This window comes from Nocardia coffeae, from assembly GCF_019890715.1.
Lineage (GTDB): Bacteria > Actinomycetota > Actinomycetes > Mycobacteriales > Mycobacteriaceae > Nocardia > Nocardia jiangxiensis.
In genome coordinates, this window is the sequence record NZ_JAINZY010000001.1 from 1,179,166 (window position 1) to 1,205,483 (window position 26,318).

The following is a 26,318-nucleotide window of genomic DNA, read 5'->3' on the forward strand; positions in this document are numbered from 1 at the left end:
GCAATTCGACAGTCGGGTTACCGACAATTTGCAAAAAAGATGATCTTGCGAATGCGCAGGTAAGGGGCACAATGCCCAAATCCGTACTCGAGGTAGGTTTGCTTCCGGATAACCGAGCGAGTGTCAGGCAAACGAGCTGTGACACAGATCGCTACTCGGAAGTGAATGCGCTGGTTGGCCTCGCACGGCACACAGCTTTCGCACATTTTGTGCGTGTCGAGGACCCGGCTTGCTAGATCCCGCCGACACGACGACCGCCGCAGCGCGCGGAACCGGATCGAGCTATGGGCGATCGTTGCTCAATCGTGTCCGAATCGGACTGGCCGACAGTACCGATCGTCTCACCCATGTCACCGAATTACCCGCGCGTGCGGCGCAGGTCACGACATGGCCGGGCTGGGTATCACCGGACGTGATCGAAGCGTTACGAAATACCGGTCTGGACAATCCCTGGTCGCATCAGACCCGCACTGCCGAGTTGGCCGCTGCCGGAACACATGTCGTGGTTTCCACGGGAACCGCATCCGGTAAATCCCTCGGTTATCAGCTGCCGGTGCTCACGGCATTGCAAGAGGATCCGCGGGCCACCGCGCTGTATATCTCGCCCACAAAAGCGCTCGGTGCGGACCAACTGCGCGCGATCGGCGAACTCACGCACGAAGGCCCGCTGCGCGATATCCATGCAGCGCCCTACGACGGCGACACCTCCGCCGAGATCCGCCAGTGGGTGCGCGCCAACGGCCGGTGGATCTTCACCAACCCCGACATGCTGCATCTGAGCATGTTGCGCGCACATCAGCGGTGGGCGCGGGTGCTGCGGCGGCTGCGCTACGTGGTGGTCGACGAATGCCATTCCTACCGGGGTGTATTCGGTTCGCACGTAGCGCTCGTGCTGCGGCGGTTGCGCCGGTTGGCGGCGCACTACGGGGCCGATCCGGTGTTCATCCTGTGCTCGGCCACCACCGCCGATCCGGCCGCGGCCGCGTCGCGGCTGATCGGCGCGCCGTGCGAGGCCGTCACCGAGGACGGGTCACCGCAGGGGGCGCGCACGGTCGCACTGTGGGAACCGGCGCTGCTCACCACGGTGACCGGCGAGAACGGCGCGCCGGTGCGGCGACCGGCCACTGCCGAGGCAGCGCGGATCATGACCGACCTGGTGGTCGAGGGCGCGCGCACGCTGACCTTCGTGCGTTCACGGCGGGCCGCGGAGGTGGTGGCCATGGAGACGCGCCGCATGCTCGCCGAGGTCGACCCGGAACTCGGCCGCCGAGTGGCCGCCTACCGGGCCGGATATCTCGCCGAGGACCGCCGCGAACTGGAAGCAGCGCTGTCCGACGGCGCCCTGCTGGGGGCCGCGACCACGAACGCGCTCGAACTCGGCGTGGATATCGCGGGGCTCGATGCCGTGGTCGTCGCGGGATTTCCCGGGACGGTCGCCTCGTTCTGGCAGCAGGCCGGGCGGGCCGGGCGGCGCGCGCAGGGGTCGCTGGTGATGCTGGTCGCCCGGGACGACCCGTTGGACACCTACCTGGTCCGGAACCCGGACGCGCTGCTGGGACGCCCGGTCGAGGCGACGATCACCGACCCGCACAACCCGTACGTCCTCGGGCCTCATCTGCTGTGCGCGGCGATGGAGAATCCGCTGACCGATGCCGAGGTCGACGAGTTCGGGGCGGCCAGTCTGATCACCGACCTGGCCGATCAGGGGCTCGTCCGGCGACGGCGACCGGCGAAGGGCCCGGCGCGGTGGCATATGACCGCTGCGGTGCGGCCGCACGACGAGGTCGACGTGCGCGGCGGCATCGGCTCGACGGTGGCCATCGTCGACCAGGAGACCGGACGCATGCTCGGCACGACCGATGCCGGCCGGGCCCCGGCGACCCTGCATCCCGGCGCGGTGCACCTGCATCAGGGCGAGACCTATGTGGTGGACGAGCTGGATCTCGACAGTGGGGTGGCCTTCGTCCACGCCGATCAGCCCGGCTGGACGACCAGTGCCCGTGCGGTCACGTCCATCGCGATCGACGACATCGACGCCGAACGTGCGCACGGCCCGGTCACCACGGCCCTGGCGCAGGTGCGGGTGAGCCGACAGGTGGTCGGCTATCTGCGCACACTTCCCACCGGTGAGGTGCTCGACCTGGTGGAGCTGGACCTGCCGGAACAGACCCTGCCGACCCGCGCCGTGCTGTACACCGTGACACCGGCACTGCTGGCCCGCGCCGGAATCGACCCGCGGCGCGCGCCCGGCGCACTACACGCCGCCGAACATGCCGCGATCGGGATGCTGCCGCTGGTGGCCAGCTGCGACCGCTGGGATATCGGCGGGGTGTCCACGGCCGAACATCCCGACACCGGGCTGCCCACCGTCTTCGTCCACGACGGGCATCCCGGCGGCGCGGGCTTCGCCGAGCGCGGCTTCCAGCGGCTGCGCACCTGGCTGCGGGCGACTCTGGCGGTGATCGAGTCGTGTGGCTGCCCGAGCGGATGCCCGTCCTGTGTACAGTCACCCAAGTGCGGCAACGGTAATCAGCCGCTGGACAAGGCGGGGGCCGCGGCCCTGTTGACCGCGGTGGTCGCCGAACTTCCCGACGATGACGACGATCGGTCCGTCTCGTGACGCGGTGGTCATCCGCTCGATGCCGGACCGCGACTCGAATCGTCGGCAACTCGGACGATGCCCGCGATGCGGTTGGCGTCACATACAGCGGCTCTGCCGCATGACTGATGTGAAACGCGTTCATGTTAACTAGCTCGTTGCCGATTCCTTAAAGAATCTGAAGTCGAATGCCGTCAATGACACTTCATCAATCAATTGAAAATCAACGGATCGCAATTGTTCACATGTCCAAATTGCCCCTCCGGGACATATGGCCGAACACAGATCATCAACTCTTGCGCATTCTTTGAACACCAACCGCTCGGTATTCATCGGCCTTGTTCCTCCACCGGTCCCGCGCGTGCGATGGCCCGAACATCCGGACTGCCGAGCGGACCCAGCGATGCGGTGACCTCGGCGACCACGGTGACGTCCCAGTCGACGACCGTGCAGGTCCGCACCCGAACTCGCATGCGCTGCCCGAGATCGCGGGCCCGAGCACAGGCATCGTCCCCGGTCCTGGACGCACCGGCGGCTGCCAGCGCACCGAGATCCGCTGCGGCCTGCGCCCGATGTCGAGCCACGATCACCACGCCGACCTGCACGAACAACAGCGTTGCGGCGAGCAGGGCGGTCAGGGCCAGGCAGGCCGCCACGGTGGCCGCGCCGCGCTCGGCCTGCCGGGACGTCATCCGGACTCACCCGGTTCCCGGATCGCGACCGCATCGGCATGCAGCCTGAGCATCGGCAGCAGCGGCACCCGCACCGAGACGACTGCGATCACCTGATCGCCGTCGGTGCGGAGGGAGACCTCCGCACCGGTCGGCGCCACCCGCAGCGCCGCCGGTTTCGCCTCGGCGTCCGCACCGCGCGCCGCCAGCCGTGCCGCCTCGCGCGCGGCGTCCACACAGCGCACCTGTGCGGCGGCGGCCAGCAGCGTCCCCAGGCACAGCACGACCACGACGAGGAGGGCGGCCAGCGCGATGGCCGCCTCCACCGTCACCGCGCCCCGTTCGCCGGTTCCGCACCGCGGAACCGTTGCGAGCGTGCGTATCCCCTGTGCGCGACCACGTCTCACACCGAGGTGGCGAGTGCCTTGTCGATGATCTTCGTCAGGGCGTTCACGATGGAATCGCCCGTCACCACCGAATAGAGCACCGCTCCGAACGCCGCGGCAGCCACCGTGCCGATCGCGTATTCGGCGGTGCTCATCCCCTCCTCGGCGACCAACGCTCGCAGCAGGCGCGCACGCAACTCCAGTACTGCCGATCGAACCGCCACCCGCATCGATCTCCCCTTTCTCTGTCACCGGCACGGGCGTTCCGCGCCGGAGGTCTCGCATGTCGCTCACAGCCCGCCGCCGAGCACCCGCGTGGCCAGGCCGATGACGACCGGCACGATGCCCAGGCAGACGAAGGCCGGCAGGAAGCACAGGCCCAGCGGTCCGCCGATCAGCACCCCGGCCCGCTCTGCTCGGGCCGCTGCGGCGTCCTCCACGGCGGCGCGGCACTGCCCCGCCAACTCGCTCACCGCATCCGCCAGGCACGCGCCCGAGCGGGCCGAACGCGCCGCCATCCGGGCCAGTGCCTGAATATCGGCGGATCCGGCCTCCTGGGCCACCCGCCGCCACGCGTCAGGCTGATCCGCACCCAGCGCCAGCAGATCGGCAACCCGATGCAGTGCCGTGCCGAGCTCCGGCGGAGCGATCGAGGCCACCGCACGAGCCGCGACACCGACCGGCAGGCCCGCCCGCAGACAGGCCGCCAGCAGATCGAACGCCGACGCCGTCCCGAACCGATCCGCACCACCGGCGCGACCCCGACGTCGCGAAACCCGATGTGCCCCAACAAGCACCGCCCGTCTCCGCAGCGCCGCCGCCGCGGCGTCGCCCGGCACGCACACCAGCGCAGCCACCAACAACAGCAGCCCGCAAACGACCATCACCCCTCCCCTCGCGTCGTATCCGAAAGCGCCACAACACAAGTCCCCGTCGACAATCCACACCGCCGCAAACCCGCTCGAGACAACCGATGCACGTGCATTCCGTCGCGGCCCTCGCCCACGCGCCGATCGATCGGAACAACCACCGCCACAACAACCTCGGACTCGTCGAGAGAAATCAGAGGCAGCCTCACCGACCGCGGCGCTGCCACGAGATCCCCATGGCTACCGAACAGCTAAGTCCCGACGGTCGCAATACATCGCCCCGTCGACCCACATTTCGAACGTCTGCACCCTGATCACATTCGTCCACAGCAAGTCCTGGACAGGCACGTCCCGCCTCCCGGGCACGCCCGAATTGACGGGTACGCTCAACAGCCCCCGCTGCCCGAACTACTTGAACGCCAACGGAACCGAACAGCCGGGACCCCGCGCCAGCGAGCACCAGGCCCCACACGCGGGCACATCCAACTTGCTCACATCCATCCACAACCGGCCCTACACAGCCTCCAGCCGCGCCTGAACACCGTGGGTGGTTGGGCGGGTTTCGGGGTGCTTCGGGGGTGGCGGGTGAGGTTCTCATGTGGGTACCTGGGCTGTGATGGCGTCTGCCCAGAGCAGGCCTGCGCAGATCAGGGCTGTGCCGAGAGGGAGTAGGGCGGTGCCTGGGCCGGGGGTCAGGAGGACTTGCAGGGGGGCCGCGTTCATCAGGTGGCCCAGGGCTATGCCGAGGAGAGGGAGGGTGGCGAGGACTACGGCGCTGGCTCGTGCACCGGCCAGGGCTGCGGTGGTCTTGTCGCGAAAACGTATGCGGCTGGACAGGTCTGCACGTGCGGCGACGAGGAGTTCGGCCAGGGCCAGGCCGTGCTGGTCGGCCAGTTGCCAGGCGTCGGCGATGCGGGCGAGTTCGGCGGCGATGACGGACTCGGCATTGCGCAGACCGGCGGCGGCGGATCCGCCGAGCCTGCTGCGGGCCGAGCCGATCGCGAAGGCGCGTGCCGCGACGCCCTGGACCTCCCCGGCCGCGACAGCCGCGGCGGCACTGGGGTGCGTACCGACCCGCAGCTCACCGATCACGGTCTCCAGACCTTCCAGCAGCGCAACGCATTCCACCCTGTGCTGCCGGGCCCGAGCCGAGCGTCGGCCACGCAGACCGACCGTCACCGCGACCAGCAGGGCGGCGAGCAAGGCGCCTACTCCGGCCACCGCCGCTCCCGAGACACCGAGATACGCGCCGATCCGGAACAGCCGGTGCGGCGAGACTTTTCGCATACCTCTGCGCACACCGAACAAGGCGAGGTAGCGCCGGGCACCTGCCGAGGGAGGCACGGCGAGTACCGCCGCCGCCAGACAGGCCACGGCGAGTGGCGGGATCATCGGGCGTCCCGTTCGTCGAGCAGGCGGCGCAGGGATGCGGCCGCGGGGGTGGGTGCGTCGTCGGTGCGCCAGGCCGCCTCGATGCGGACCCGGCCGTCCGGATCGCGGACGACCAGCCCGATCTCGCACAGCGCACGCGCGCCGTCGGGACGGCGATACACGTGCAGAATCACCTGGACGGCCGCGGCGAGCTGACTGTGCAGGGCGGCACTGCCCAAGCCGCCCAGTGCCGCCAGTGCTTCGAGACGGGCCGGAACCTCACGCGGCGAGTTCGCGTGCACGGTGCCCGCACCGCCGTCGTGGCCGGTGTTGAGTGCGGTCAGCAGGTCGATGACCTCGGCGCCGCGCACCTCACCGATGACGATGCGGTCCGGGCGCATTCGCAATGCCTGACGCACCAGATCGCGAACGGTCACCGCGCCCGCGCCTTCCACGTTCGGCGGACGCGCCACCAACCGCACCACATGGGGATGCGGCGGAGCGAGTTCGGCGGCGTCCTCGACGCACACGATGCGCTCGGCCGCGTCGACCTCGGCGAGCAGACCGGACAGCAGCGTGGTCTTTCCCGCGCCGGTGCCACCCACCACCAGGAAAGCCAGCCTCGCGCGAATGATGCGCTCCAGCAACGCCTTCGCCTCGGCGGGGACCGACCCGGATGCCGCCAGCGCATCCAGGCCCTGACTCGCCGGGCGCAGCACCCGCAGCGCCAGGCAGGTGCCGCCGGGAGCGACCGAGGACAACACCGCGTGCAGTCGCACACCGAACGAATCCCCCAGCACGCCGGTACCTTCCGGCAAGCGCCCGTCCACCCACGGCTGCGCGTCGTCGAGCCGTCGCCCCGCGGCCAGTGCCAGGCGCTGGGCCAGTCGCCGTACCGCGGCCTCGTCCTGGAACACCACCGACGCCCGCTGCAACCCCTGTCCGCGATCCACCCACACCGAATCGGGCGCTGTCACCAGCACATCCGACACCCGCGGATCGTGCAGCAGCGGTTCGAGCACCCCGGCCCCGGTCATCTCGGTCTGCAACAACCGCAGCACCCGCAACAGATCCGTATCCCCGAGCACCCCACCCGCTTCGGCCCGGATCGCCGCCGCGACCCGCGCCGGATCCGGCTCGCCCGACTCGACCGCCAGCCTCTCCCGCACCCGGTCCAACAGCTCGTCGGTCACCAACGCACTCATCGACACCGGACCTCCCCGACCACGAACCCGGCCGCGCCGACATCCCTCGTGGCCGAACCCGCTCGATCCCGAGCACCACCATGTGCAGGCACGATGTCGCCTCCCGCGAATCGGCGAAAGGTCGGACCGTGCAGCCGTTTCGGTGTCGCCGAAACCGGCCACGAACTCATCGATCCTTCGCCGGGCAGAGACGCACTCACCGCCGCGACGGCCATCCGCGTGCGGCCGGACAGTGTGACCGCACCCGGTGTGCGACCGAGACCGGCTGGTGCACTTGCATTTGCGAGGCCATCGGTCGCCCCCGGCCGAATATCCATCACGAGTGCTCGATCGCTGATGACCTCGCCGAATGCCGGTTCGTGGATGACCCTGGCGCGGCGGTGTTTTCGCACGGACGCGCCCGCAAGGCGGATCATCGGTCGTCTCCGGTCAACAGAGACAGCACCGATTCGGCGGCAGTTCGCAGGGGCCCGCGCGGGGTGGTCAGGCCGGCGCGTTCGAGTTGGCCGGACAGGCCCGGGTGGGCGCGGACCGCGGCCAGCAGCGGGAGGCCGAGCGCCTCGGCGACCTCGTCGCCGTGCAGGCCGCCCGGGGCGGGCCCGCGAACGATCAATGCCTGGTTGGGATTTCGGCGGCGCACATGCGCCACGGTGGCGCGGGCCGCGGCGATCGAGCGCAGCCGTGGTGTCGCGACGAGGACGACCAGATCCGCCCCGTCGAGCATCTGATCGGCGTGCGGGCCGCGCTCGCGGGAGATATCGCAGACGACCAGATCGCCTGCGGCACGGCCCGCGTCGAGAACCGCGCGCACCGCACCGGGACCGATCTCGGTGGGGCCGGTATCGGGGGTGGCCCGGCCACAGGCCAATACGCGCAGGCCGGGCGCGGCCTCGGGCAGTGCGTCGCGCAGGGTTGCCGCGGCCACCCGGCCGTCCTCGACGACCAGATCGGGCCAGCGCAGCCCCTCCTCGGATTCGATGCCGAGCAGCAGATCGAGGCCGCCGCCGAACGGATCGCCGTCGACCAGGATCGTGCCGGGGCTGAAGCGAATCGCGGACGCGGTCAAGGCGATCGCACCGGCCAGCGTGGACGCGCCCGCACCACCGCAGGCGCTCACGACCGCGACGACCGCACCACCGCCCTCGGCGGCGGACGCGGGCTCGGCGAACACCTCGATCAGCCGATCCGCGGCCGCGGGCAGGCCGAGCACCAGCTCGGCGCCACCGGTGATCGCGGCCTCCCACTGATCGGCCCCGGGTTCTCCCTCGCTGACCAGGACGGTGCCCGCACGACGCGGATACCCGGCCGCAGCGCATTCGTGCGCGGCGGCCGTGTCGAGAATCACGAGCGCGGCCTCGGTCCAGGCGTATCTACCGATCGGCATCGAGTGCTCCGCCAACTGCCGATCGGCAGCGGCCGCGATGCGCCGGACCTCCTCGCGCAGCCGATGTCCGGATACGAGCGTCAGGGCCGGAGGCTGCTCCGCTGTAACGGAATTCATGCAGGTCAGCCTGGCCCGGATGACGTTGCGGCACCAGAGGTGACCGCTCGGTTGTGGATAACTCCGGGGGTGTGAGCAAAAACGAAACTCCCGGTACCACGCAACAGGCCGACGAAGGCCGCCGACCGAAGGCCGAGCGAGGCAGGGGCCCGGACGAAACGGTCCGGAAATAGAGGACGGCCCCAGCCGGGGGGGGAGGAGGCTGGGGCCGTCGGGGTTCAGCCCCGGGGGGTCGGGCTGAACGCGCCTGGACTATGTCCAGGTGCCAGCAATACTACACCCAGGGCCGGGCCGAAACGCAAGTGCAGCGGGCGAGGAAGTTTTCGCCGTCGACGGGGCATCGAGGCGGCAAATCCGATCGGCGGGCGATTCGGCGGCGCGCGCCGCCCCTGGGCATCCGGTCCGGGCGAAATTTCCCTATCCTGGACCGCGTGACGGCCGAGGGCGACCAGACAGCGGCGGAAGATCCGATCAGCGCGACAGATACGAACGGGCAACGAGGCGAGCGAACGAGTGCGCGCCCGGGACGGGTGGCGGCATTCTTCGATCTGGACAAGACGGTGATCGCCAAGTCCAGCGCGTTCGTGTTCAGCAAGCCGTTCTTCGATCAGGGCCTGATCGATCGCCGGACGGTTCTGGAGAGCAGTTATGCGCACTTCCTGTACATGCTCTCCGGCGCTGATCACGACCAGATGGAGCGGATGCGCGAGCATCTGACGAAGATGTGCGCGGGCTGGGATGTGGCCCAGGTGCGCGCCGTGGTCGCCGAGACGCTGCACGAGCTGGTCGATCCGCTGATCTACGCGGAAGCGGCGGATCTGATCGCCGACCACAAGATCCGTGGCCACGATGTGGTGATCGTCTCGGCATCCGGCGAGGAGATCGTCGCGCCGATCGCCGCCGCACTGGGTGCGACGTACACCGAAGCCACGCGCATGGTGGTGAAGGACGGTAAGTACACCGGCGAGGTCGAGTTCTACTGCTACGGCAAGGGCAAAGTCACCGCAATCGAAAAACTCAGCGCCACAGAGGGTTACGACCTCTCTCGGTGCTATGCCTACTCCGATTCGGCGACCGATCTGCCGATGCTCTCGGCGGTGGGGCATCCCACGGCGGTCAATCCGGATCGAAATCTGCGCCGGGAGGCCATCTCTCGCGACTGGCCGGTGCTGACGTTCTCGAATCCGGTCTCGCTGTGGGCGCGGATCCCGGCCCCGTCCACGACGACCGTCGCGGCGACGATCGCGCTCGGGGTGAGCGCACTTCTCGCGGGAGCGATCAGCTACCGGCTGCTGCGCCGACGGGACTGAGACGGCCCTCGAATACCCCCTCACACCCGTCCGAAACGAGCTTGCACGACGGGTGCGCAACCCCTCCAGGGAACCACGAAACGCCGCACGACACGCCGGTTTCTAAAATGTTTCCGCAGGTCTTGAATGTGAGGGGACTCACAGGTAAGAATGGATTCACGGAAGGACGGAAGGCCAAGATCGAGGCGGAAGAGAAGCGTCGAGCTCCCATCCCACCTTCCCAGCACGGGCGCCAGGCACCCACGCGGAGCGCGCCGCGACAGGGCAGCAGCGTTGTGGGCTTGCGAGATTCGGGTTCTTGTCGGCGATGGCCTCGCACAGGTTGCGGGGATGAACCGGCAGGGTCCGAGGAATCGCCGAGGCCGCAGAACACAACCCAAACAAGCACGCTTGGTAACCAGGTGGTCCGTGCTAGCGGGCGGTGAAGTCGGAAACGACACGCCGCCCGTTTTGGTGTGCGCAGGCTCAGACGCTGTCGGCGATGGAGCGCGCCTCCCGCGCCCCGTCCTCGAATGCACCGCAGCACAACACGACCCAGCCGCCGACGCCCTCGACCGTGCCCGCGCCGAACGCGGCCCCCGCGTCCAGATACGCCTGCCGCCGACGCAACCAGAACACCTCCGGCACACCCAGACTGTGCGGGTCCAGCCCACTGGACACCGAAACCAGCCTGGACGCCGCGCGCGCCACGACGCCGTCGCCCGTGCCGAACGGACGCAGGGTGAGCAACTCACCGTGCACCACCGCCGCGACGACGGGTGCGGGGGCATTCGAGGTCAGCACGGTCTGTACGAGCAGATCCAGCCGCTCGGCTATTTCACCGCCCGGACGCGGACGACCCAGTTGTTCGGGGTCCCCCACCAGATCCGCGGCCGCGAGCAGATGCAGCCGGGCCAGCGCCTGCAACGGAGCCCGCTGCCACACGCCGACCAGATTCTGCAGCGCCTCCCCGTCCAATGCCTGCCCGACCCGCAACGCGCCGGTCAGAATCGGATCCCCGACACTCCCGGGCTCGGGCAGCTCGGTGCTCCCCCCATCGATCGCCGCCGACGACCGCGCCGCACGCACCGCGGCCTCCGCGGCCGTCGTGGGCCATCCCCGGCGATTGGCCTGATGCCGATGCACCTCGGCCAACGCGTCACGAGCCCGATCGGCGGCATCACGCACACCGGGCAGATCGACCAGGGGTTGCAGCACATCGCTCACGAGTGCACACGCTACTCGAGCGTGGAATGACCAACGGAGGGGATCGTCCCGGCCCCGGGACGACGGCGCGACAGGGCCCGGACAAAAACAGTCCCCGGTACTCACGTCTCGAACCGTGAACCTCAGTCGTCGCTTTGGTTCCGTGCTCGGGGCTGACGTGCCGGGGGCCTGACCAGGTGCCTCAACAACCTCACATCATCTTCAGACGTCTCCGCTGGTCATGTGCTGCTGTTCCGCATTTCCTGATGTGTATCTCATTGTCCTCCTCTGCGCCGTCACGTCAAGACTTTCGGCGGCATATTTTCACCACGAATATGAGCTCCCACCTGCAAGTTCACCGCTCAGCGCGCACCGAGCAGATCCCGCCCGGGAATGGCCTCGAGCAGGTTGCGGGTGTACTCCTCGCCGGGCGCGGAGAAGACCTCGTCGGTAGTGGCGGACTCGACGACCTTGCCGTTCTGCATGACCATGACGTCGTCGGCGATCTGCCGGACCACGGCCAGGTCATGGGTGATGAACAGATAGGACAGACCCAGTTCGGCCTGCAGGTCGTTGAGCAGGGTCAGGATCTGGGCCTGGACCAGGACGTCCAGGGCCGAGACCGCCTCGTCGCACACCACCACCTCGGGCTCCAGGGCCAGCGCGCGGGCGATCGCGACCCGTTGCCGTTGACCGCCGGACAGCTCGTTCGGATATCGGCGCATCACCGAGGCGGGCAGCGCCACCTTGTCCAGCAGATCGCGCACCCTGGCCTCCCGCTGGGCCGAATCGCCGATCCGGTGGGTACGCAGCGGTTCCTCGATGGTGCGGTAGATCGAATACATCGGATCCAGTGAGCCATAGGGGTTCTGGAAGATCGGCTGCACCCGGCGCCGAAAGGCGAACGTGCCCTTGCGATCCAGATCCGCGATGGACTTCCCCTCGAAGGTCACCGTGCCGGAGGTGGGTTCGAGCAGACCCAGCACCATGTTGGCGACCGTCGATTTGCCCGAACCCGATTCGCCGACGATGGCCGTGGTGGTCCCGCGCGGCAGCCGGAACGAAACCTCGTCCACGGCACGGAATTGCGCGGACTTCCACGGTGAACCGCCGCGCACCTTGAACACCTTCGTGAGCCGTTCGGCCACCAGGACGTCGTCGGTGACCGACGCGACCTCGGCATCGGCTGCGGCGACCTGTTCGGCGACGTGCACGGCCCGCTCACGCACCTCGGCGCGACGGCTCACCGACGCGCGCTGCTGCGCCGCCAGCGACGGCGCCGAACGCACCAGCCGCTTGGTGTACTCGTGCTGGGGTTCGCGCAGAATCCGCAGTGCGGGACCGGATTCCACCACGCGCCCGCGATACATCACCACCAGATGTTCGGCGCGTTCCGCGGCCAGACCGAGATCGTGGGTGATCAGCAGCACCGCCGTGCCCAGCTCGCTGGTGAGTTCGTCCAGGTGGTCGAGGATGCGCCGCTGCACGGTGACGTCCAGCGCGGAGGTGGGTTCGTCGGCGATGAGCAGCCGGGGACGGCAGGCCAGCCCGATCGCGATCAGCGCACGCTGGCACATACCGCCGGAGAACTCGTGCGGATACTGGTTGACCCGCTGCGCCGCGTCCTGCATGCCCGCCTGCTCGAGCAGCGTGACCGCCTGCTGCCTCGCCTCCTTGCCGCGAGCGATCCCGTTGGCCGCCAACGTTTCCCGAACCTGGAAGCCGACCTTCCAGACCGGATTCAGGTTCGTCATCGGATCCTGCGGGACGAAACCGATCCCGTTCCCGCGCACCGCGAGAATCTCCCGGCGCGAGGCCGAGGCGAGATCCTTTCCGTCGAAGAGGATTTCGCCGCTGGTGACCTTTCCGGTACCGGGCAGCAGATCGATGATCGCGTGGGCGGTGGTGGACTTCCCGGATCCGGACTCCCCCACGATGGCCACCGTCTGCCCCGGATACACGGACAGATTCACCCCGCGCACGGCGGGCACCTGTTTGCGGTCGGCCGTGAAAGATACGTTCAGGTCCCGGATTTCGAGCAGTGGACCGGCCTCGGACTGCTCGCCATCGGTCGGCGCATCGGATGTGTTCGTCGCATCGGTCATTTCCGCACTCACCTCTTACGCGCTTTCGGATCGAGCGCATCACGCACCGCGTCGCCGAGCAGGATGAAGCTCAGCACCGTCAGCGCCAATGCCGTTGCGGGATAGAACAGGATCGCCGAGGTGCGGATCGACTGCTGATCGGCGGCGATGTCCGCACCCCAGGACACGACGGTGCGCGGCAGGCCCACACCGAGATACGACAGCGTCGCCTCGGTCACGATGAACACGCCCAGCCAGATGGTGGCCACCACGATCAGCGGCCCGGCCGAGTTCGGCAGCACATGCCGGATCAGCGTGCGCAGCGGCGACACTCCCAATGCCTTTGCCGCCGTGACATATTCGCTGTTCTTGGCCTCGATGACCGCACCGCGCGCAATGCGGGCCGCCTGCGGCCAGGTGAACGCGGCCAGAATCAGGATCACCGTCCAGATCGTGCGCGAGTTCAGCAGCTGCATCAGCACGATCGCCGCCAGGACCAGCGGCAGCGCGAAGAAGATCTCGGCCAACCGGGACACCACCGAGTCCAGGATGCCGCCGTAGAACCCGGCGATCGCGCCGAGCGTGCCACCGATCAGCACGAACAGGATCGCCGCACCGATACCGCAGAGCACCGAGGCCCGGGTGCCGTAGATGGTGCGCGCGTAGACATCACATCCCTGCAGATCGAATCCGAACGGATGACCCGAGCGATGCGCGGCCATACTCAGCGCGGTATCGCAGTAACGCGGATCCTGACCGGTGAACAGCTGCGGCCAGGCCGCGACGAGCAGCACGATCACGATCAGCACCGCGCCGACCAGGAAGATCGGATTGCGCCGCAACTGCCGCCAGGCATCACGCCAGATGCTGGTCGGCGAACCGCCGTCCTCGACACGGTCGGTGGCCAGCACCTCGACCTCGTCCGGCGGCGCGACGTAGTACTCCTGGGTACGGCGATCGACGCCGTAATCATTGTCAGGCATAGCGAATCCGTGGGTCGAGGGCGGCATAGAGCAGGTCGACGACGAGGTTCGACAGCAGGAAGATGACGATCAGCACGGTGACGAAGGACACCACGGTCGGCGCCTCACCGCGGATGACCGCCTGGAACAGTGTGCCGCCCACGCCCGGAATGTTGAAGATGCCCTCGGTGACCACCGCGCCCGCCATCAGCGCGCCCAGATCGGTGCCGAGGAAGGTGACAACAGGGACCATCGAATTGCGCAGGATGTGCACGGTGATCACCCGTCGCCGGCTCAGGCCCTTCGCCGTCGCGGTGCGGACGTAATCGGCGGTCATGTTCTCCGCCACCGAATTTCGGGTCAGGCGCAGTACATAGGCGAACGACAGCGACCCGAGCACGATCCCCGGGACGATCAACTGTCCCCAGGGAGCCTTACCGGAAACGGTGACCGGCGCGATGCCCCACTTCACGCCGAGCAGGAATTGCGCGAGAAAGCCCACGACGAAAATCGGCACCGCGATGATGACCAGACTGATCACCAGCAGCGTCGAATCGAACAGCTTCCCCTTGCGCAGCCCGGCGACCAGGCCGAACGCCACCCCGAAGACGGTCTCCACCACCAGGGCGATCACGCTGAGCCGCAACGTGATCGGGAACGCCCGCGCCAGCTCGGCGCGCACCGGGCGACCGGAGAACGCCGTGCCGAAGTCGAGAGTGAAGATGCCCTTCAGATAATCCAGATATTGAATGATGAACGGCTGATCGAGATGGTAGCGAGCACGCAATGCGGCTTCCAGCCCCGGCGTCATCGGCTTGTCGCCGGCCAGTGCCCGGATCGGATCACCCGGGATGAGGAAGATCATTGCGTACACGAGCAGCGTCGCCCCGATGAAGACGGGAATCATCTGAAGCAGTCGCCGCACGACATACCAGGCCATGAGTGCCTCCGCGGTCGATGGCCGGGGCAGTGCCGATCCGCCGATGAGCGAGTCGGCACTGCCCCGGCTTCCAGCAACTAGTTCTTCTCGATGTTCTCGAAGTCGAACAAGCCGGACCAGGCCAGCTTGGCCGACTTCACGTTCTCCGAATAGCCGCCCGTGCCTTTGTAATCCAGCACCGGGATGTCGGCCATGTCGCGGAACAGCACCGCCTGGGCCTGGGTGATCACCTTGTAGGAGTCCTCCGGCGTCGCCGCGGACTGAGCCTGGACCAGCAGGTTGTCGAACTCGGGATCGGAGTAGCCGACGTCGTTGGTTTCCGAACCGGTCTGGTACTGCGAGGTCAGGAATTCCAGCATGGACGGGTAGTCGCCCTGCCAGCCGTAGCGGAATGCCTTGCCGATCGTCTTGCTGTGCACCTGATCCCGGATCTGCTTGAACGTCGGCAGCGGAGTGGCCGACGCGTCGATGCCCAGGGTGTTCTTGATGCTGTTCGCGGTGGCCTCGACCCACGCCTGATGGGTGCCGTCCGCGTTGTAGGCGATCTCGAACTTGCCCGACCACGGCGAGATCGCGTCGGCCTCCGCCCACACCTTCTTCGCCTCGGACGGGTTGTATTGCAGCACTTCGTTACCCGGCACGTTCGGGTTGAATCCGGGCAGCGTGGTGGCGGTGAAATCCTTCGCCGGGCCCTTGGTGCCGTGGAAGATGGTGTCGGAGATCTGCTCTCGGTTGATCGCCATCGAAATGGCCTTGCGCCGCAGCAGACCCTCCTGACCGCCGAAGTGCGGCAGCGAGCTCTGGATGCCGATGTGTTCGCTCTGCGCGGTCGGCTTCACGATGGCGCGGTCGCCGAGGTCCTTCTTGAAGGTGGTCAGCGCGTTGTTCGGGATCCGGTCGATGGTGTCCAGATTGCCGCCGAGCAGGTCGTTGTAGCCGGCCTCGTAGCTCTGATACATCTTGAACTGCAGGCCCTTGTTCTTGGGCGGCCGGCCACCGTGATAGTCCGGGTTGGTCACCAGGTCGATCGAAACCTGGTGCTGCCAGGCGCCGTTGCGCGCGAACTTGTACGGGCCGTTGCCGATCGGATTCTCGCCGAACGCCTTCATGTCCTTGTAGGCCACGCTGGGCAGCGGGTAGTACGGCGCGAAGCCCAGTTGCAGGGTGAAGTCGATCGACGGATTCTTCAGATCCACGGTGAAGGTGTGGTCGTCGACCACCTTCAGACCCGACATCGTCTGCGCCTTGGGCGGATTCGCGGCCAGGTCGTCATAGCCCTGGATCAGGCTGAACACCCAGTTCTGGTTCTGGCCGTTCGTGCTGAGCGCGCCGTAGTTCCAGGCGTCGACGAACGACTTCGCCGTCACCGGTTCACCATTGGTGAACTTCCAGTCCGGCTTGATGGTGATCGTGTAGTGCTGACGATCGGTCGTGTCGATCGACTTCGCCATCTCGTCGTGCGCGTTGCCGTCGGCGTCGTAGTACTTCAGCCCGGCCCACAACCGATCGACGACCCGACCACCCATGTTCTCGTTGGTATTGGTCGGGACCAGCGGATTCTGCGGTTCCGAAGCGAACGTGGTCACAACCCCCGCGTCCACACCTCCGTCCCCGGACGAGCAGGCCGTCAGTGCCAGCCCTGCCGCCAATAATGCCGCCGCGGCCAGCGCGGTAATCGTCTTGACTCTCAACGCATTCTCCCGATTTCAGGACGGGCGAAGCGACCGGCGGCGTGCACGGGATCTCCTGCACGGGCCGGACGATCGCCATAGGTGAATCGGACATTAGCCATACAACCGGTTGTTGTCAGCGGATCGACCCCGGTTCGTCACTCGTGTTAGCAAACCGGCAACATCGTTGACGCATTGCGGCCGATTCGAGTAGCACTTTGCACAATTGGCTAGGCACAGCGACGAGTTGACCGTCCGATCGCCGTGTCACCACCGGTCCGCGCCGGACAACGGAGTCGGCGGCGTATCGACCCTCGGGACCTGACCACGACGCCGATCCCGGTCCGTTACTGTCGGAATGTGGCCGCGCTCACCCCCGGCCGAAGGCATGCGAAAGAAGAGGCGAGATGACCGAGAACACCGCTGATCACCTGAAGGCGTATCCGCCGACCGCGGAATTCGCCGCCGCGGCCAACGCCGATGCGTCCCTGTACGATCGGTCCGCCGCGGACCGCGACGCGTTCTGGACCGAACAGGCGCACCGGCTGCACTGGCACGAACCCTTCAGTCGCGTCCTGGACTGGGACGACGCTCCGGTCGCCCGCTGGTTCGGCGACGGCAAGCTCAACGTCGCCTACAACTGCGTGGACCGGCACGTCGACGACGGCCACGGCGATCAGGTCGCCATCCACTGGGAGGGTGAGCCCGGCGACTCCCGCGCCATCACCTACGCACAACTGCTGACCGAGGTCTCCCAGGCCGCGAACTACCTGACCGAACTGGGTCTGCAGGCCGGTGACCGCGTCGCGATCTACATGCCGATGGTGCCCGAGGCGATCGTCTCCATGCTCGCGTGCGCGCGCCTGGGCCTGACGCATTCGGTCGTGTTCGCCGGTTTCTCCCCCAGCGCCCTGCGCCAGCGCATCGACGACGCCGCCGCCCGGCTGGTCATCACCACCGACGGTCAGTGGCGACGCGGTAAGTCCGCCCCGCTCAAGGAGGCCGTCGACGAAGCCCTGATCGGGGGCTTGCACAGCGTCGAACACGTACTCGTGGTGCGCCGCACCGAAATCGAGGTGCCCTGGACCGACGGCCGCGACCTCTGGTGGCACGACACCGTCGCCGAAGCCGACACCGAGCACGAGGCCCAAGCGTTCGAGGCCGAGCACCCGCTGTACATCCTGTACACCTCGGGCACCACCGGAAAACCCAAGGGCATCCTGCACACCACCGGCGGATACCTCACGCAGGTCGCCTACACCCACCACAACGTCTTCGACCACAAAGCGGGACAGGACGTCTACTGGTGCACCGCGGACATCGGCTGGGTCACCGGGCACAGTTACATCGTGTACGGCCCCCTGGCCAACCGCGCGACCCAGGTCGTCTACGAGGGCACCCCGAACTTCCCCGATGAGCACCGGCACTGGCAGATCATCGAAAAGTACGGCGTCACAATCTATTACATCGCACCCACCCTGGTGCGCACCTTCATGAAGTGGGGCCGGGAGATCCCCGACGCCCACGACCTGTCCTCGATCCGCGTACTGGGCAGCGTCGGCGAGCCGATCAACCCCGAAGCGTGGCGCTGGTACCGCGAGGTCATCGGCGCGAACTCCGCACCCATCGTGGACACCTGGTGGCAGACCGAGACCGGCGCGATCATGATCTCCCCGCTGCCCGGCGTGACCACCACCAAACCGGGCGCGGCCATGGCCCCGCTGCCGGGCATCTCGGCGAAGGTCGTGGACGAGGAGGGCAACCCGGTCCCCCTCGGCGAGACCGAAGCCAACGGCTACCTGGTCCTGGATCAGCCGTGGCCCTCGATGCTGCGCGGCATCTGGGGCGATCCCGAACGCTACAAGGCCACCTACTGGGAACGCTACGGCGACAAGGGCTGGTACTTCGCCGGCGACGGCGCGAAACTCGACGCCGACGGTGACCTGTGGGTGCTGGGCCGCGTGGACGACGTCATGAACGTCTCGGGACACCGCATCTCCACCGCCGAGGTCGAATCCGCACTCGTCGGTCACTCCGGCGTCGCCGAAGCCGCCGTCGTCGGCGCCAGCGACGAGACCACCGGACAGGGCATCGTCGCGTTCGTCATCCTGACCGCGGAAGCCAAGAACACCGGCCAGGACCTCGTCGCCGAACTCAAAGCCGAAGTCTCCCGGGAGATCAGCCCCATCGCCCGCCCCCGCGAGATCCACATCGTGCCCGAACTCCCCAAGACCCGCTCGGGCAAGATCATGCGCCGCCTCCTGCGCGATGTCGCCGAAGGCCGCGAACTCGGCGACACCTCGACCCTGGTCGACCCCAACGTCTTCGAAGCCATCCGCACCCAGAAGACCAACTGGTAACACCACATTCGAATCCGCGGGCCCGGAGCGCTTCGGCACTCCGGGCCGTCGCGTATCCGGACCATCTCACAGCTCGCCCACCAGCGCACCCGAACGACTGAGCGCAACCACCGACGCACCCAGCGGCGAAGCGTCTCCGTCCGCCGGAGCTCGCCCGCGAAGCGATAGGCAAAACAACGACACCCCAAGGTTTTTCGGCGCGGCTCGCCGTTCAGTGACCGCCGCGTACGCGCCGAAGGAGCAAGCGGCGGTCGCTGAACGGCGAGTCTCAGGGCGCCGAAAAACAGCCGGAGCGCAGCGGAGGCCGAGGCTAAAGCGCGCCGGAGCGGAGCGGAGGCCGAAGATACAGTTAGTGTTGCGGCAAGCTGTACTCGACGGGAGTGCGGCGCGGACGCAACCGCGAGCTGCCGTTGAGCAGAGCCTAGGCCGGACAGCACAGGGACAGGGAGAAGGGTCGAGCATTGAGCTTCACACAGGGCGGTAACGGGCAGGGCGCCGAAAGTGGCCGGGCCATTACCTCTATTCCGCTGTCCGAGGTCGATACCACGCGCACCGCGAGCATCGGAGACCTGGTTCGCGATGCCACCGAACAGATGTCGACCCTGGTCCGCGCCGAGGTGGCGCTGGCCAAGGCCGAGGTGACCGGGGAAATCCGCAAGGGCCTGCAGGGCAGCGTCTTCTTCATCGTCGCGCTGACGATCCTGCTGTTCTCGACCTTCTTCTTTTTCTTCTTCGTCGCCGAACTGCTCGATGTGTGGCTCTACCGCTGGGCGGCCTTCCTGATCGTGTTCGCGCTGATGATCGTGGCCACGGTGGCGTTCGCGGTGCTCGGCTACATGAAGGTGCGCAAACTTCGGGCGCCGGCCAAGACCATCGAATCGCTGAAGGAGACGCGGACCGTGCTGCCGCAGGGACTCGGCGCACACGGGTCGGATGTCAACGATGCGGTCGACACGTCCGGCCGCTAGCGCGCCGATTACGCTTTCCGGCGTGTCGTCTATTCCGAGTCCGGATCCGTCGAGCGTCCGCTACGACGGACCGTGGATCCACAAGGACGTGCATGCCAACGGCATTCGATTCCACATCGCCGAGGCGGCGCCCACCTCCGGATCCGGCGTGCGCGGAGACGATACGGCGGAGACCGATACCCCGCTGGTCCTGCTGCTGCACGGATTCGGCGATTTCTGGTGGTCCTGGCGGCATCAGCTGACCGGCCTGGCCGACCTCGGGTACCGCGCGATCGCGGTCGATCTGCGCGGATACGGCGATTCGGACAAGCCACCGCGCGGCTACGACGGCTGGACGCTCGCCGGTGACGTCGCCGGACTCATCCGCGCGCTGGGTCACACCGACGCCACCCTGGTCGGCCACGCCGAGGGCGGACTGGTGTGCTGGGCGACCGCGGTCCTGCATCCGCGGCTGGTGCGCTCGATCGCGGTGGTGAGTTCGCCGCATCCGGTAGCGCTCAAACAGGCCGTGCTGCGCGATGGACGGCAGCGCCGGATGTGGCTGCCGAACTTCCTGCGCTATCAACCGCCGCGCTACGGCGAACGTCTGCTGACCACCCGGGACGGATTCGAGGTGGAACGGCTGCTGCGGCAGCGGGCCGGAACCGACTGGGCCGGATCGGCAGATTTCGTCGACACCGCCCGCCGGATGCGCGCGGCCATCCGAATCTCCGGCACTGCGCACTGCGCCCTGGAATATCAGCGCTGGGCGTTCCGCAGCCAGTGGCGTCCCGACGGCCATCGCTTCATGTCCGCGATGCGCGAACCGGTCCGCATCCCTGTCCTGGCCCTACACGGCGAATCGGACGGCTACATCCTCGACGCCACCATCCGCCGCGGCCAACGCCTCTCCCCCGACCGCCGAATCGTATCCCTCACCGGCGCAGGCCATTTCGCCCATCAGGAGAGACCACAGGAAGTCACCGCCGAACTCGCGAAACTCCTATCCTGAAAAACCAAGGGCGACAACCGATCTCGCACGAACATCGGTAACTCACCGGGTACGCCCGAACGGCAACCAACCGCCTGACCGCCGGCCCGACACCTGGCCTCCCCGCCCCCAACGACACGCTGAAGTCGCGGGGAGGCGGGCTAGCTCAGGACGCACTGGCCGGTGCCCACGGCGGCCGTGCGGCCTGCCGCGGCGTCGAGATCGGACCTGACCTCCTTCAAGGTCAGCACGTATCCGGTGTCCTCGTCGGTGACGGCCGCGCCGAACACCACGCCCAGCACGTCACCCTGCGTATCCACCAGCGGCCCACCGGAATTGCCCGCCCGGACCTTGCCGCGCACGGTGTAGACCTCGCGCTCGACGGTATCGCTCTTGTAGATGTTGGGTCCGGTCAGATTCAGCGTCTCGCGCACGCGCGCCGCGCTGGCGGTGTACGGTCCGCCGCCCGGATAACCGAGCACGATCGAGCTCTCACCCGAGGTCGCGGCACCCGAAGCCAGCGGGATCACCGGCGCCTGCAGACCGGGCACGTCCAGCACCGCCACATCCTTGGACGGATCGAACAGCACCACGGTGGCATCCAGCGGCCCCTTGGCGGTATCCACCTGCAGGGAATTGGTTCCGGCGACCACGTGCGCGTTGGTCATGATCCGCTCGGGGGCGACGACGAACCCCGACCCCTCCAGCATCCGCTGACAGCTCGACGCGACACCGCGGATACGCAACACGCTGTGCTGCAGGTTGACCGCGACCGGACTGTCGAGCACGCTCCCGTCCGGCGGGGCGACCGCGGCGATCGGCGCGCGGCTGAACGGACCGATCACATCCGGCAGCCCGGAGGTGTTGAGCAGCTGGGAGAACTCGTTGGGCACCCGGCGCAGCCAGTTCGGCGCGACCTTGTTGACCTCCGAGAGCACCCGCGAACCGTTCACCGCGGCCGCGATCGCCGGTTGCGAGGAGGAGGCCAGCGGCAGCGCCAGCAGCCAGGCGGTGGCCAGGACCGCCACCAGCTGCAGGCACGCGCCCACCACGCTGTCCACGGCGCGGATGAACGTGTTGTGCATCCCGCTGCGGGCCGCGCGGCCCAGCACCATGCCGGCCACCTCGCCGACGATCACCAGCGCCACGATCAGCACCACGCCGACCAGGACGCGTTTGCGGCCCTCGGCGATGTGGATCAGGATGTGCGGCGCGATCAGGATGCCCGCCACCGCGCCCAGGATCACGCCCAGGAAGGCCAGCGCGGAAGCCACCGCACCCTGCCGCCAGCCCGAGGAGGCGGCCAGCAGCGCGATGATCACGACCGCGATATCGAGCCAGTCCGACGAGGTCATCGTGTCCTCCCCAATGCCGCCGATCGACGCGGCCCTGCCGGCCGCGAACCCGACCGACTCATAACGTCATCCCCACTGCCTCGAGCGCGGCCCGCAGATCACGCACGTCGTGCGGATCCCATTCGCGCTCCCATCCCGAAACCGCCAGCAGACCGGCCAGTACACCGGCGGTGAATCCCCAGACGAGCATGCTGTCGACCTCGAACGCCGGGCTCATGTACCCCAGCGGATGCCGCACCACGAACCGATTCGCCGGATCGATGAGGTCCGCGATCCGCACCCGCGCCACCCGCGCGGCCTCGGTCTCGCTGACCACCCGCACCTCGCCGGGCGTGCGCCAGTACGCGAGCACCGGCGTCACGTCGAACCGCGAGGGCGGTACGAAGATCTTCGGCAGCACCGCGAGCGGATCCACGCCCGCGCGCTCCAGGCCGGTCTCCTCCCATGCCTCGCGTAACGCGGTGTCGACCGGGCCGCGATCGCCGGATTCCACCCCGCCGCCCGGAAAGGCGACCTGGCCGCGATGCTGACGCAACGTGGCCGCGCGCTGGGTGAGCAGCACATCCGCATCGGCGGGCAGTCCACCCGGCGCCGCCGGGTCGGCTTCGGGCGAGCCGCCGAACAGGACGAGCACCGAGGCCTGACGCGGGCGCATCGCCGCGGCCGCGACCTGCCGCATCGCCGTCCGATTCAGCACCGGGTTGGTCCCGGTCGGGTCGGCCGGTTTGCGTTCGACGACGCCGCGCAGCCAGGACGGGATGCCCTCGGTCACCAGATCCGGGCGCGCGCCGGACTCCTCGCGCCCCTCGCGGTCGCGCACTCTGCCTCCTCCGGCCTCGTCGCCGTGATCACCGCCCGCGGCGGCCGGGCTGCCCGCGGCAGCCGTATCGGACCGGTCTCGAGCACGGTAGCCGCATCCGACACCGTGCGCGCGACGGCCACCCCGATCGCCGTCGGTCATGCACGCACCCCCAGTTCGGCGGCGACCGTCTCGCTGATGTCCGCGACGTCGGCGAACGGGCGCGATACGACCTTCGCGATCGAACCGTCGGCGCGGACCAGCACCGAGATCGGCAGCGCCGGAACCGCTCCGACCGCGCTCCGCACCCGGCCGTCACCGTCCTGCACGCCGGGCAGATGAACCTTCAGATCCTGCAGCCGGGCCAGGGCCATCGACTCGTTCGGATCGCTGTGCACGGTGAGCACCGTCATCGCCGAGCCGACGCGATCGGCGAACTGCTGCAACGCGGGCAGTTCCTCGGCGCAGGGCCCGCACCAGTACGCCCACAGATTCAGCAGGGCGGGTTTACCGGCCAGGGCAGCGCCCAGATCCACCTGCCGGCCGTTCGCCAGGCAGTCCAGGCCGATACCGGCCAGCGGACCCTTCGCCGGACCCGGTGTGGTGGCCGTCGGGCAATCGGCCAGGGCAGCGGCCGAGCGCTGCCCGCTGCTCACGGCGGCGGGCACCTTTGCCGCGGTCGCCGTTGCGCCGGGACGGTTTTCGTGGACTCCGCGAGGCCACAGCGCCACCGCGAGCGCGACGATCACGATCAAACCGACGAATGTCCATCGCCAGGCCGTGGGAATCGACCTCACCGGCCCACCAGTTCGAGCAGATGCTCCGCCTCCGGTCCCTTGACCAGCGCGGCCGCGGCGACCGGATCGGTCGGACCGGTCCCGAAGGACGGGCAGTCCTTGGCCAGCAGGCAGGCGCCGCACGCGGGTTTGCGGGCATGACACACCCGGCGACCGTGAAAGATCACCCGGTGCGAGAGCATGGTCCACTCCTTGCGCTCGATCAGCTCGCCGACGATGTGCTCGACCTTGACCGGATCCTCCTCGGTGGTCCAGCCCCAGCGCCGCACCAGCCGCCCGAAATGCGTGTCGACCGTGATACCCGGCACGTCGAAGGCGTTGCCCAGAATGACATTCGCAGTCTTGCGACCGATTCCCGGCAATTTGACCAATTCGTCCAGATTTCCGGGGAGTACGCCGTCGTGCCGTTCCAGCAGAGCCTGGCCCAGACCGATCAGCGAGGACGCCTTGTTGCGATAGAAGCCGGTCGGGCGGATGTACTCCTCGAGTTCGGTGCGATCGGCCTCGGCATAGCCGCGCGCATCACGGTAGCGGGCGAACAGCGCGGGTGTGGTCATATTCACCCGCACATCGGTGCATTGCGCGGAAAGGATTGTGGCGACCGCCAATTCGAGCGGGTTCGTGAAATCGAGCTCGCAGTGCGCATCCGGGAATGCCAGCGTGAGTGTCCGATTCATCCGACGCGCCCGACGTACCAGGCCGAGCCTGGTCTCGGCAGCGAATTTGGCCGTACGAGAAGCGGACGTGTCGCGCCGCCGCGGTTCGGCGGCGGCGCTGGGAGCGGTGGCGGCGGGTTTACGCACTCGTCCACCATACGGAACCCCTCCGACAACAGCCCGTCAATGAGTCGTGCGACCCGGGGAAATCGGCTCGATCGCGGGTGTGACGGCGACGTTCACAGGGTGATCGAGGCGACAGAGAATGCCTCCCGTGTTCCATCTGAGACCTTCTCCGTGTTTACTCCTCGATATGCAAGGACTCGCTGTGGTGCTCTTCCCGGTGGTGCTGATGCTGTTCGCGCTGTTCATGGAACGCGTCGAAAATCGGCTTCGCAAACTGCTCGAACCGGAAGAAGAGGTCCAGCAATACCTCGAACGTGCCAGCAATGCCGAGGTCAACGAGCTCGCGAAGCTGGGTGTACCGGCCGCCGCGGCTCATCCCGGCCGCAGACGTACCCGCGGCGACGAACTGGACGTCGCACAGGCGAGCTGATCCGGCGCGCCGCGCCGACGCGACACGGGTGCGGCGGGAACCATTCGGGCATCGCGGTCGTTTCACCAACCGCATCTACGTGGTGTCTGTCACTACGCTGTCCGCATGCAAAGTAGACTGCACTGTCGGCCGCTTCGGCACGAGCCGGGGCGACAGCGACGGGCCCGCAGGCGGCAGCTTGCGTCGTCACCACGTAGGGACCCGCTGGCGCCGCCAGTACACCGTCAATTCCCATAAGGAGCACATTCGTGGACGAGGCCCTCGCCAGAGCAGGCATCTTCCAAGGCGTCGAGCCCACCGCAGTGGCAGCTCTCGCCAAACAACTACAGCCCGTGGACTTTCCCCGCGGACACATCATCTTCAACGAGGGTGAGCCGGGCGACCGGCTGTTCATCATCACCTCCGGCAAGGTGAAGATCGGCCGTCGCTCGCCCGACGGGCGAGAGAATCTGCTGACCATCATGGGTCCGTCGGACATGTTCGGCGAACTGTCGATCTTCGACCCGGGTCCGCGCACCTCGACCGCCACCACCGTGACCGAGGTACGCGCGGTCACCATGGACCGCGACGCGCTCAAGTCGTGGATCGATCAGCGGCCGGAGATCGCCGAGCAGCTGCTGCGCGTGTTGGCCCGGCGTCTGCGCCGCACCAACAACAACCTGGCCGACCTGATCTTCACCGACGTCCCCGGACGTGTGGCGAAGGCGCTGCTGACGCTGGCCCAGCGGTTCGGCACGCAGGAGGCCGGCGCGCTGCGCGTCACGCACGACCTCACCCAGGAGGAGATCGCCCAGCTGGTCGGCGCCTCCCGCGAGACCGTGAACAAGGCCCTGGCCGATTTCGCGCACCGCGGCTGGCTGCGTCTGGAAGGCAAGAGCGTGCTGATCTCCGATTCGGAGCGTCTGGCCCGCCGAGCACGCTGACGTATTCACGCCACATGTGAGTCATCCGGGGCTGTTTCGGCCCCGGATGAAGCGCCTGTCGGTGCAGGGACGCTCGCCACCACACCTGGTTCCGCCAACCCCGGACAACGCCGACACCTGTTCGCGGCCCGTCCCGTTGCTCGGACGCGTGGCGGGTGCGAGTGCCCGACACGGGGCCGAA

At 67.9% G+C, this 26,318-nt stretch carries 23 protein-coding genes; 7 read left to right on the forward strand and 16 right to left on the reverse strand.

Annotation, left to right across the window (positions count from 1 at the left end; all coding sequences use genetic code 11):
- Positions 1 to 229: 229 nt before the first annotated feature.
- A complete protein-coding gene (gene sftH, locus K7711_RS05025) occupies positions 230 to 2,620 on the forward strand; it encodes a DEAD/DEAH box helicase (protein ID WP_222965240.1) in 2,391 nt (796 codons plus the stop codon).
- Positions 2,621 to 2,928: 308 nt separating this feature from the next.
- On the opposite strand, the gene K7711_RS05030 is transcribed toward sftH, so the two are convergent.
- The 7 genes from K7711_RS05030 to ssd form a co-directional block, all read right to left on the reverse strand.
- A complete protein-coding gene (locus K7711_RS05030) occupies positions 2,929 to 3,291 on the reverse strand; it encodes an Rv3654c family TadE-like protein (protein ID WP_222965242.1) in 363 nt (120 codons plus the stop codon).
- Positions 3,288 to 3,602 carry a TadE family type IV pilus minor pilin gene (locus K7711_RS05035; protein WP_222965244.1) on the reverse strand — a complete coding sequence of 105 codons (315 nt, stop codon included), beginning with the start codon at positions 3,600 to 3,602 and terminating at the stop codon, positions 3,288 to 3,290. The genes K7711_RS05030 and K7711_RS05035 overlap by 4 nt, the downstream gene beginning before the upstream one ends.
- 71 nt (positions 3,603 to 3,673) lie before the next feature.
- Complete coding sequence (locus K7711_RS05040; RefSeq protein WP_040828394.1) at positions 3,674 to 3,886, reverse strand: DUF4244 domain-containing protein; 213 nt, start codon at positions 3,884 to 3,886, stop codon at positions 3,674 to 3,676.
- A gap of 60 nt (positions 3,887 to 3,946) precedes the next feature.
- Complete coding sequence (locus K7711_RS05045) at positions 3,947 to 4,540, reverse strand: type II secretion system F family protein (RefSeq protein ID WP_222965246.1); 594 nt, start codon at positions 4,538 to 4,540, stop codon at positions 3,947 to 3,949.
- A 579-nt stretch (positions 4,541 to 5,119) separates the two neighbouring features.
- Positions 5,120 to 5,917, reverse strand: a complete 798-nt coding sequence (locus tag K7711_RS05050) for a type II secretion system F family protein (protein WP_222965248.1) — start codon at positions 5,915 to 5,917, stop codon at positions 5,120 to 5,122.
- Positions 5,914 to 7,101, reverse strand: coding sequence for a TadA family conjugal transfer-associated ATPase (locus K7711_RS05055; protein ID WP_222965250.1), 1,188 nt, complete (start codon positions 7,099 to 7,101; stop codon positions 5,914 to 5,916). Before K7711_RS05055 ends, K7711_RS05050 begins: the two co-directional genes overlap by 4 nt.
- Positions 7,102 to 7,513: 412 nt before the next feature.
- On the reverse strand, positions 7,514 to 8,602 hold the full coding sequence (gene ssd / locus K7711_RS05060; protein ID WP_222965252.1) for a septum site-determining protein Ssd: 1,089 nt from the start codon (positions 8,600 to 8,602) through the stop codon (positions 7,514 to 7,516).
- A gap of 470 nt (positions 8,603 to 9,072) precedes the next feature.
- On the opposite strand from ssd, the gene K7711_RS05065 reads away from it, so the two are divergent.
- Positions 9,073 to 9,912, forward strand: coding sequence for an HAD family hydrolase (locus K7711_RS05065; RefSeq protein ID WP_308014580.1), 840 nt, complete (start codon positions 9,073 to 9,075; stop codon positions 9,910 to 9,912).
- 465 nt (positions 9,913 to 10,377) lie between these two features.
- On the opposite strand, the gene K7711_RS05070 is transcribed toward K7711_RS05065, so the two are convergent.
- From K7711_RS05070 to K7711_RS05090, 5 genes are all read right to left on the reverse strand, one after another.
- On the reverse strand, positions 10,378 to 11,118 hold the full coding sequence (locus tag K7711_RS05070) for a Fic family protein (protein ID WP_222965256.1): 741 nt from the start codon (positions 11,116 to 11,118) through the stop codon (positions 10,378 to 10,380).
- A gap of 341 nt (positions 11,119 to 11,459) precedes the next feature.
- Complete coding sequence (locus K7711_RS05075) at positions 11,460 to 13,202, reverse strand: dipeptide ABC transporter ATP-binding protein (RefSeq protein WP_222965258.1); 1,743 nt, start codon at positions 13,200 to 13,202, stop codon at positions 11,460 to 11,462.
- Between the two features lie 8 nt (positions 13,203 to 13,210).
- Positions 13,211 to 14,164: an ABC transporter permease gene (locus K7711_RS05080; protein ID WP_222965260.1), complete on the reverse strand. Its 954-nt coding sequence runs from the start codon at positions 14,162 to 14,164 to the stop codon at positions 13,211 to 13,213.
- Complete coding sequence (locus K7711_RS05085; protein WP_040828404.1) at positions 14,157 to 15,083, reverse strand: ABC transporter permease; 927 nt, start codon at positions 15,081 to 15,083, stop codon at positions 14,157 to 14,159. The genes K7711_RS05080 and K7711_RS05085 overlap by 8 nt, the downstream gene beginning before the upstream one ends.
- A gap of 77 nt (positions 15,084 to 15,160) precedes the next feature.
- Positions 15,161 to 16,774 carry a peptide ABC transporter substrate-binding protein gene (locus K7711_RS05090; RefSeq protein ID WP_235746560.1) on the reverse strand — a complete coding sequence of 538 codons (1,614 nt, stop codon included), beginning with the start codon at positions 16,772 to 16,774 and terminating at the stop codon, positions 15,161 to 15,163.
- A 386-nt stretch (positions 16,775 to 17,160) separates the two neighbouring features.
- Here K7711_RS05090 and acs point away from each other — a divergent pair, with 386 nt between their 5' ends.
- The 3 genes from acs (at position 17,161) to K7711_RS05105 (ending at position 21,072) form a co-directional block, all read left to right on the forward strand.
- The gene (gene acs / locus K7711_RS05095) at positions 17,161 to 19,113 is read left to right on the forward strand and encodes an acetate--CoA ligase (protein ID WP_222965262.1); all 1,953 of its coding nucleotides are present in this window, start codon (positions 17,161 to 17,163) and stop codon (positions 19,111 to 19,113) included.
- A gap of 461 nt (positions 19,114 to 19,574) precedes the next feature.
- The gene (locus tag K7711_RS05100) at positions 19,575 to 20,081 is read left to right on the forward strand and encodes a phage holin family protein (RefSeq protein ID WP_222965264.1); all 507 of its coding nucleotides are present in this window, start codon (positions 19,575 to 19,577) and stop codon (positions 20,079 to 20,081) included.
- Between the two features lie 31 nt (positions 20,082 to 20,112).
- Complete coding sequence (locus K7711_RS05105) at positions 20,113 to 21,072, forward strand: alpha/beta fold hydrolase (protein ID WP_372460115.1); 960 nt, start codon at positions 20,113 to 20,115, stop codon at positions 21,070 to 21,072.
- A gap of 140 nt (positions 21,073 to 21,212) precedes the next feature.
- Here the strand turns inward: K7711_RS05105 and K7711_RS05110 are convergent, their stop codons facing one another.
- The 4 genes from K7711_RS05110 to nth form a co-directional block, all read right to left on the reverse strand.
- Positions 21,213 to 22,406, reverse strand: coding sequence for a MarP family serine protease (locus K7711_RS05110; protein WP_040817794.1), 1,194 nt, complete (start codon positions 22,404 to 22,406; stop codon positions 21,213 to 21,215).
- 58 nt (positions 22,407 to 22,464) lie between these two features.
- A complete protein-coding gene (locus tag K7711_RS05115) occupies positions 22,465 to 23,181 on the reverse strand; it encodes an NUDIX hydrolase (protein WP_235746820.1) in 717 nt (238 codons plus the stop codon).
- A gap of 182 nt (positions 23,182 to 23,363) precedes the next feature.
- Entirely contained in the window at positions 23,364 to 23,993 is a 630-nt protein-coding gene (locus K7711_RS05120) for a TlpA disulfide reductase family protein (protein ID WP_222966708.1), read from the reverse strand.
- 5 nt (positions 23,994 to 23,998) lie between these two features.
- The gene (gene nth / locus K7711_RS05125) at positions 23,999 to 24,805 is read right to left on the reverse strand and encodes an endonuclease III (RefSeq protein ID WP_222965268.1); all 807 of its coding nucleotides are present in this window, start codon (positions 24,803 to 24,805) and stop codon (positions 23,999 to 24,001) included.
- Positions 24,806 to 24,971: 166 nt separating this feature from the next.
- Here nth and K7711_RS05130 point away from each other — a divergent pair, with 166 nt between their 5' ends.
- Both K7711_RS05130 and K7711_RS05135 read left to right on the forward strand, forming a co-directional pair.
- Positions 24,972 to 25,214, forward strand: coding sequence for a hypothetical protein (locus tag K7711_RS05130; RefSeq protein WP_040817788.1), 243 nt, complete (start codon positions 24,972 to 24,974; stop codon positions 25,212 to 25,214).
- A 248-nt stretch (positions 25,215 to 25,462) separates the two neighbouring features.
- Complete coding sequence (locus tag K7711_RS05135) at positions 25,463 to 26,137, forward strand: Crp/Fnr family transcriptional regulator (protein ID WP_067664335.1); 675 nt, start codon at positions 25,463 to 25,465, stop codon at positions 26,135 to 26,137.
- Positions 26,138 to 26,318: the final 181 nt, after the last annotated feature.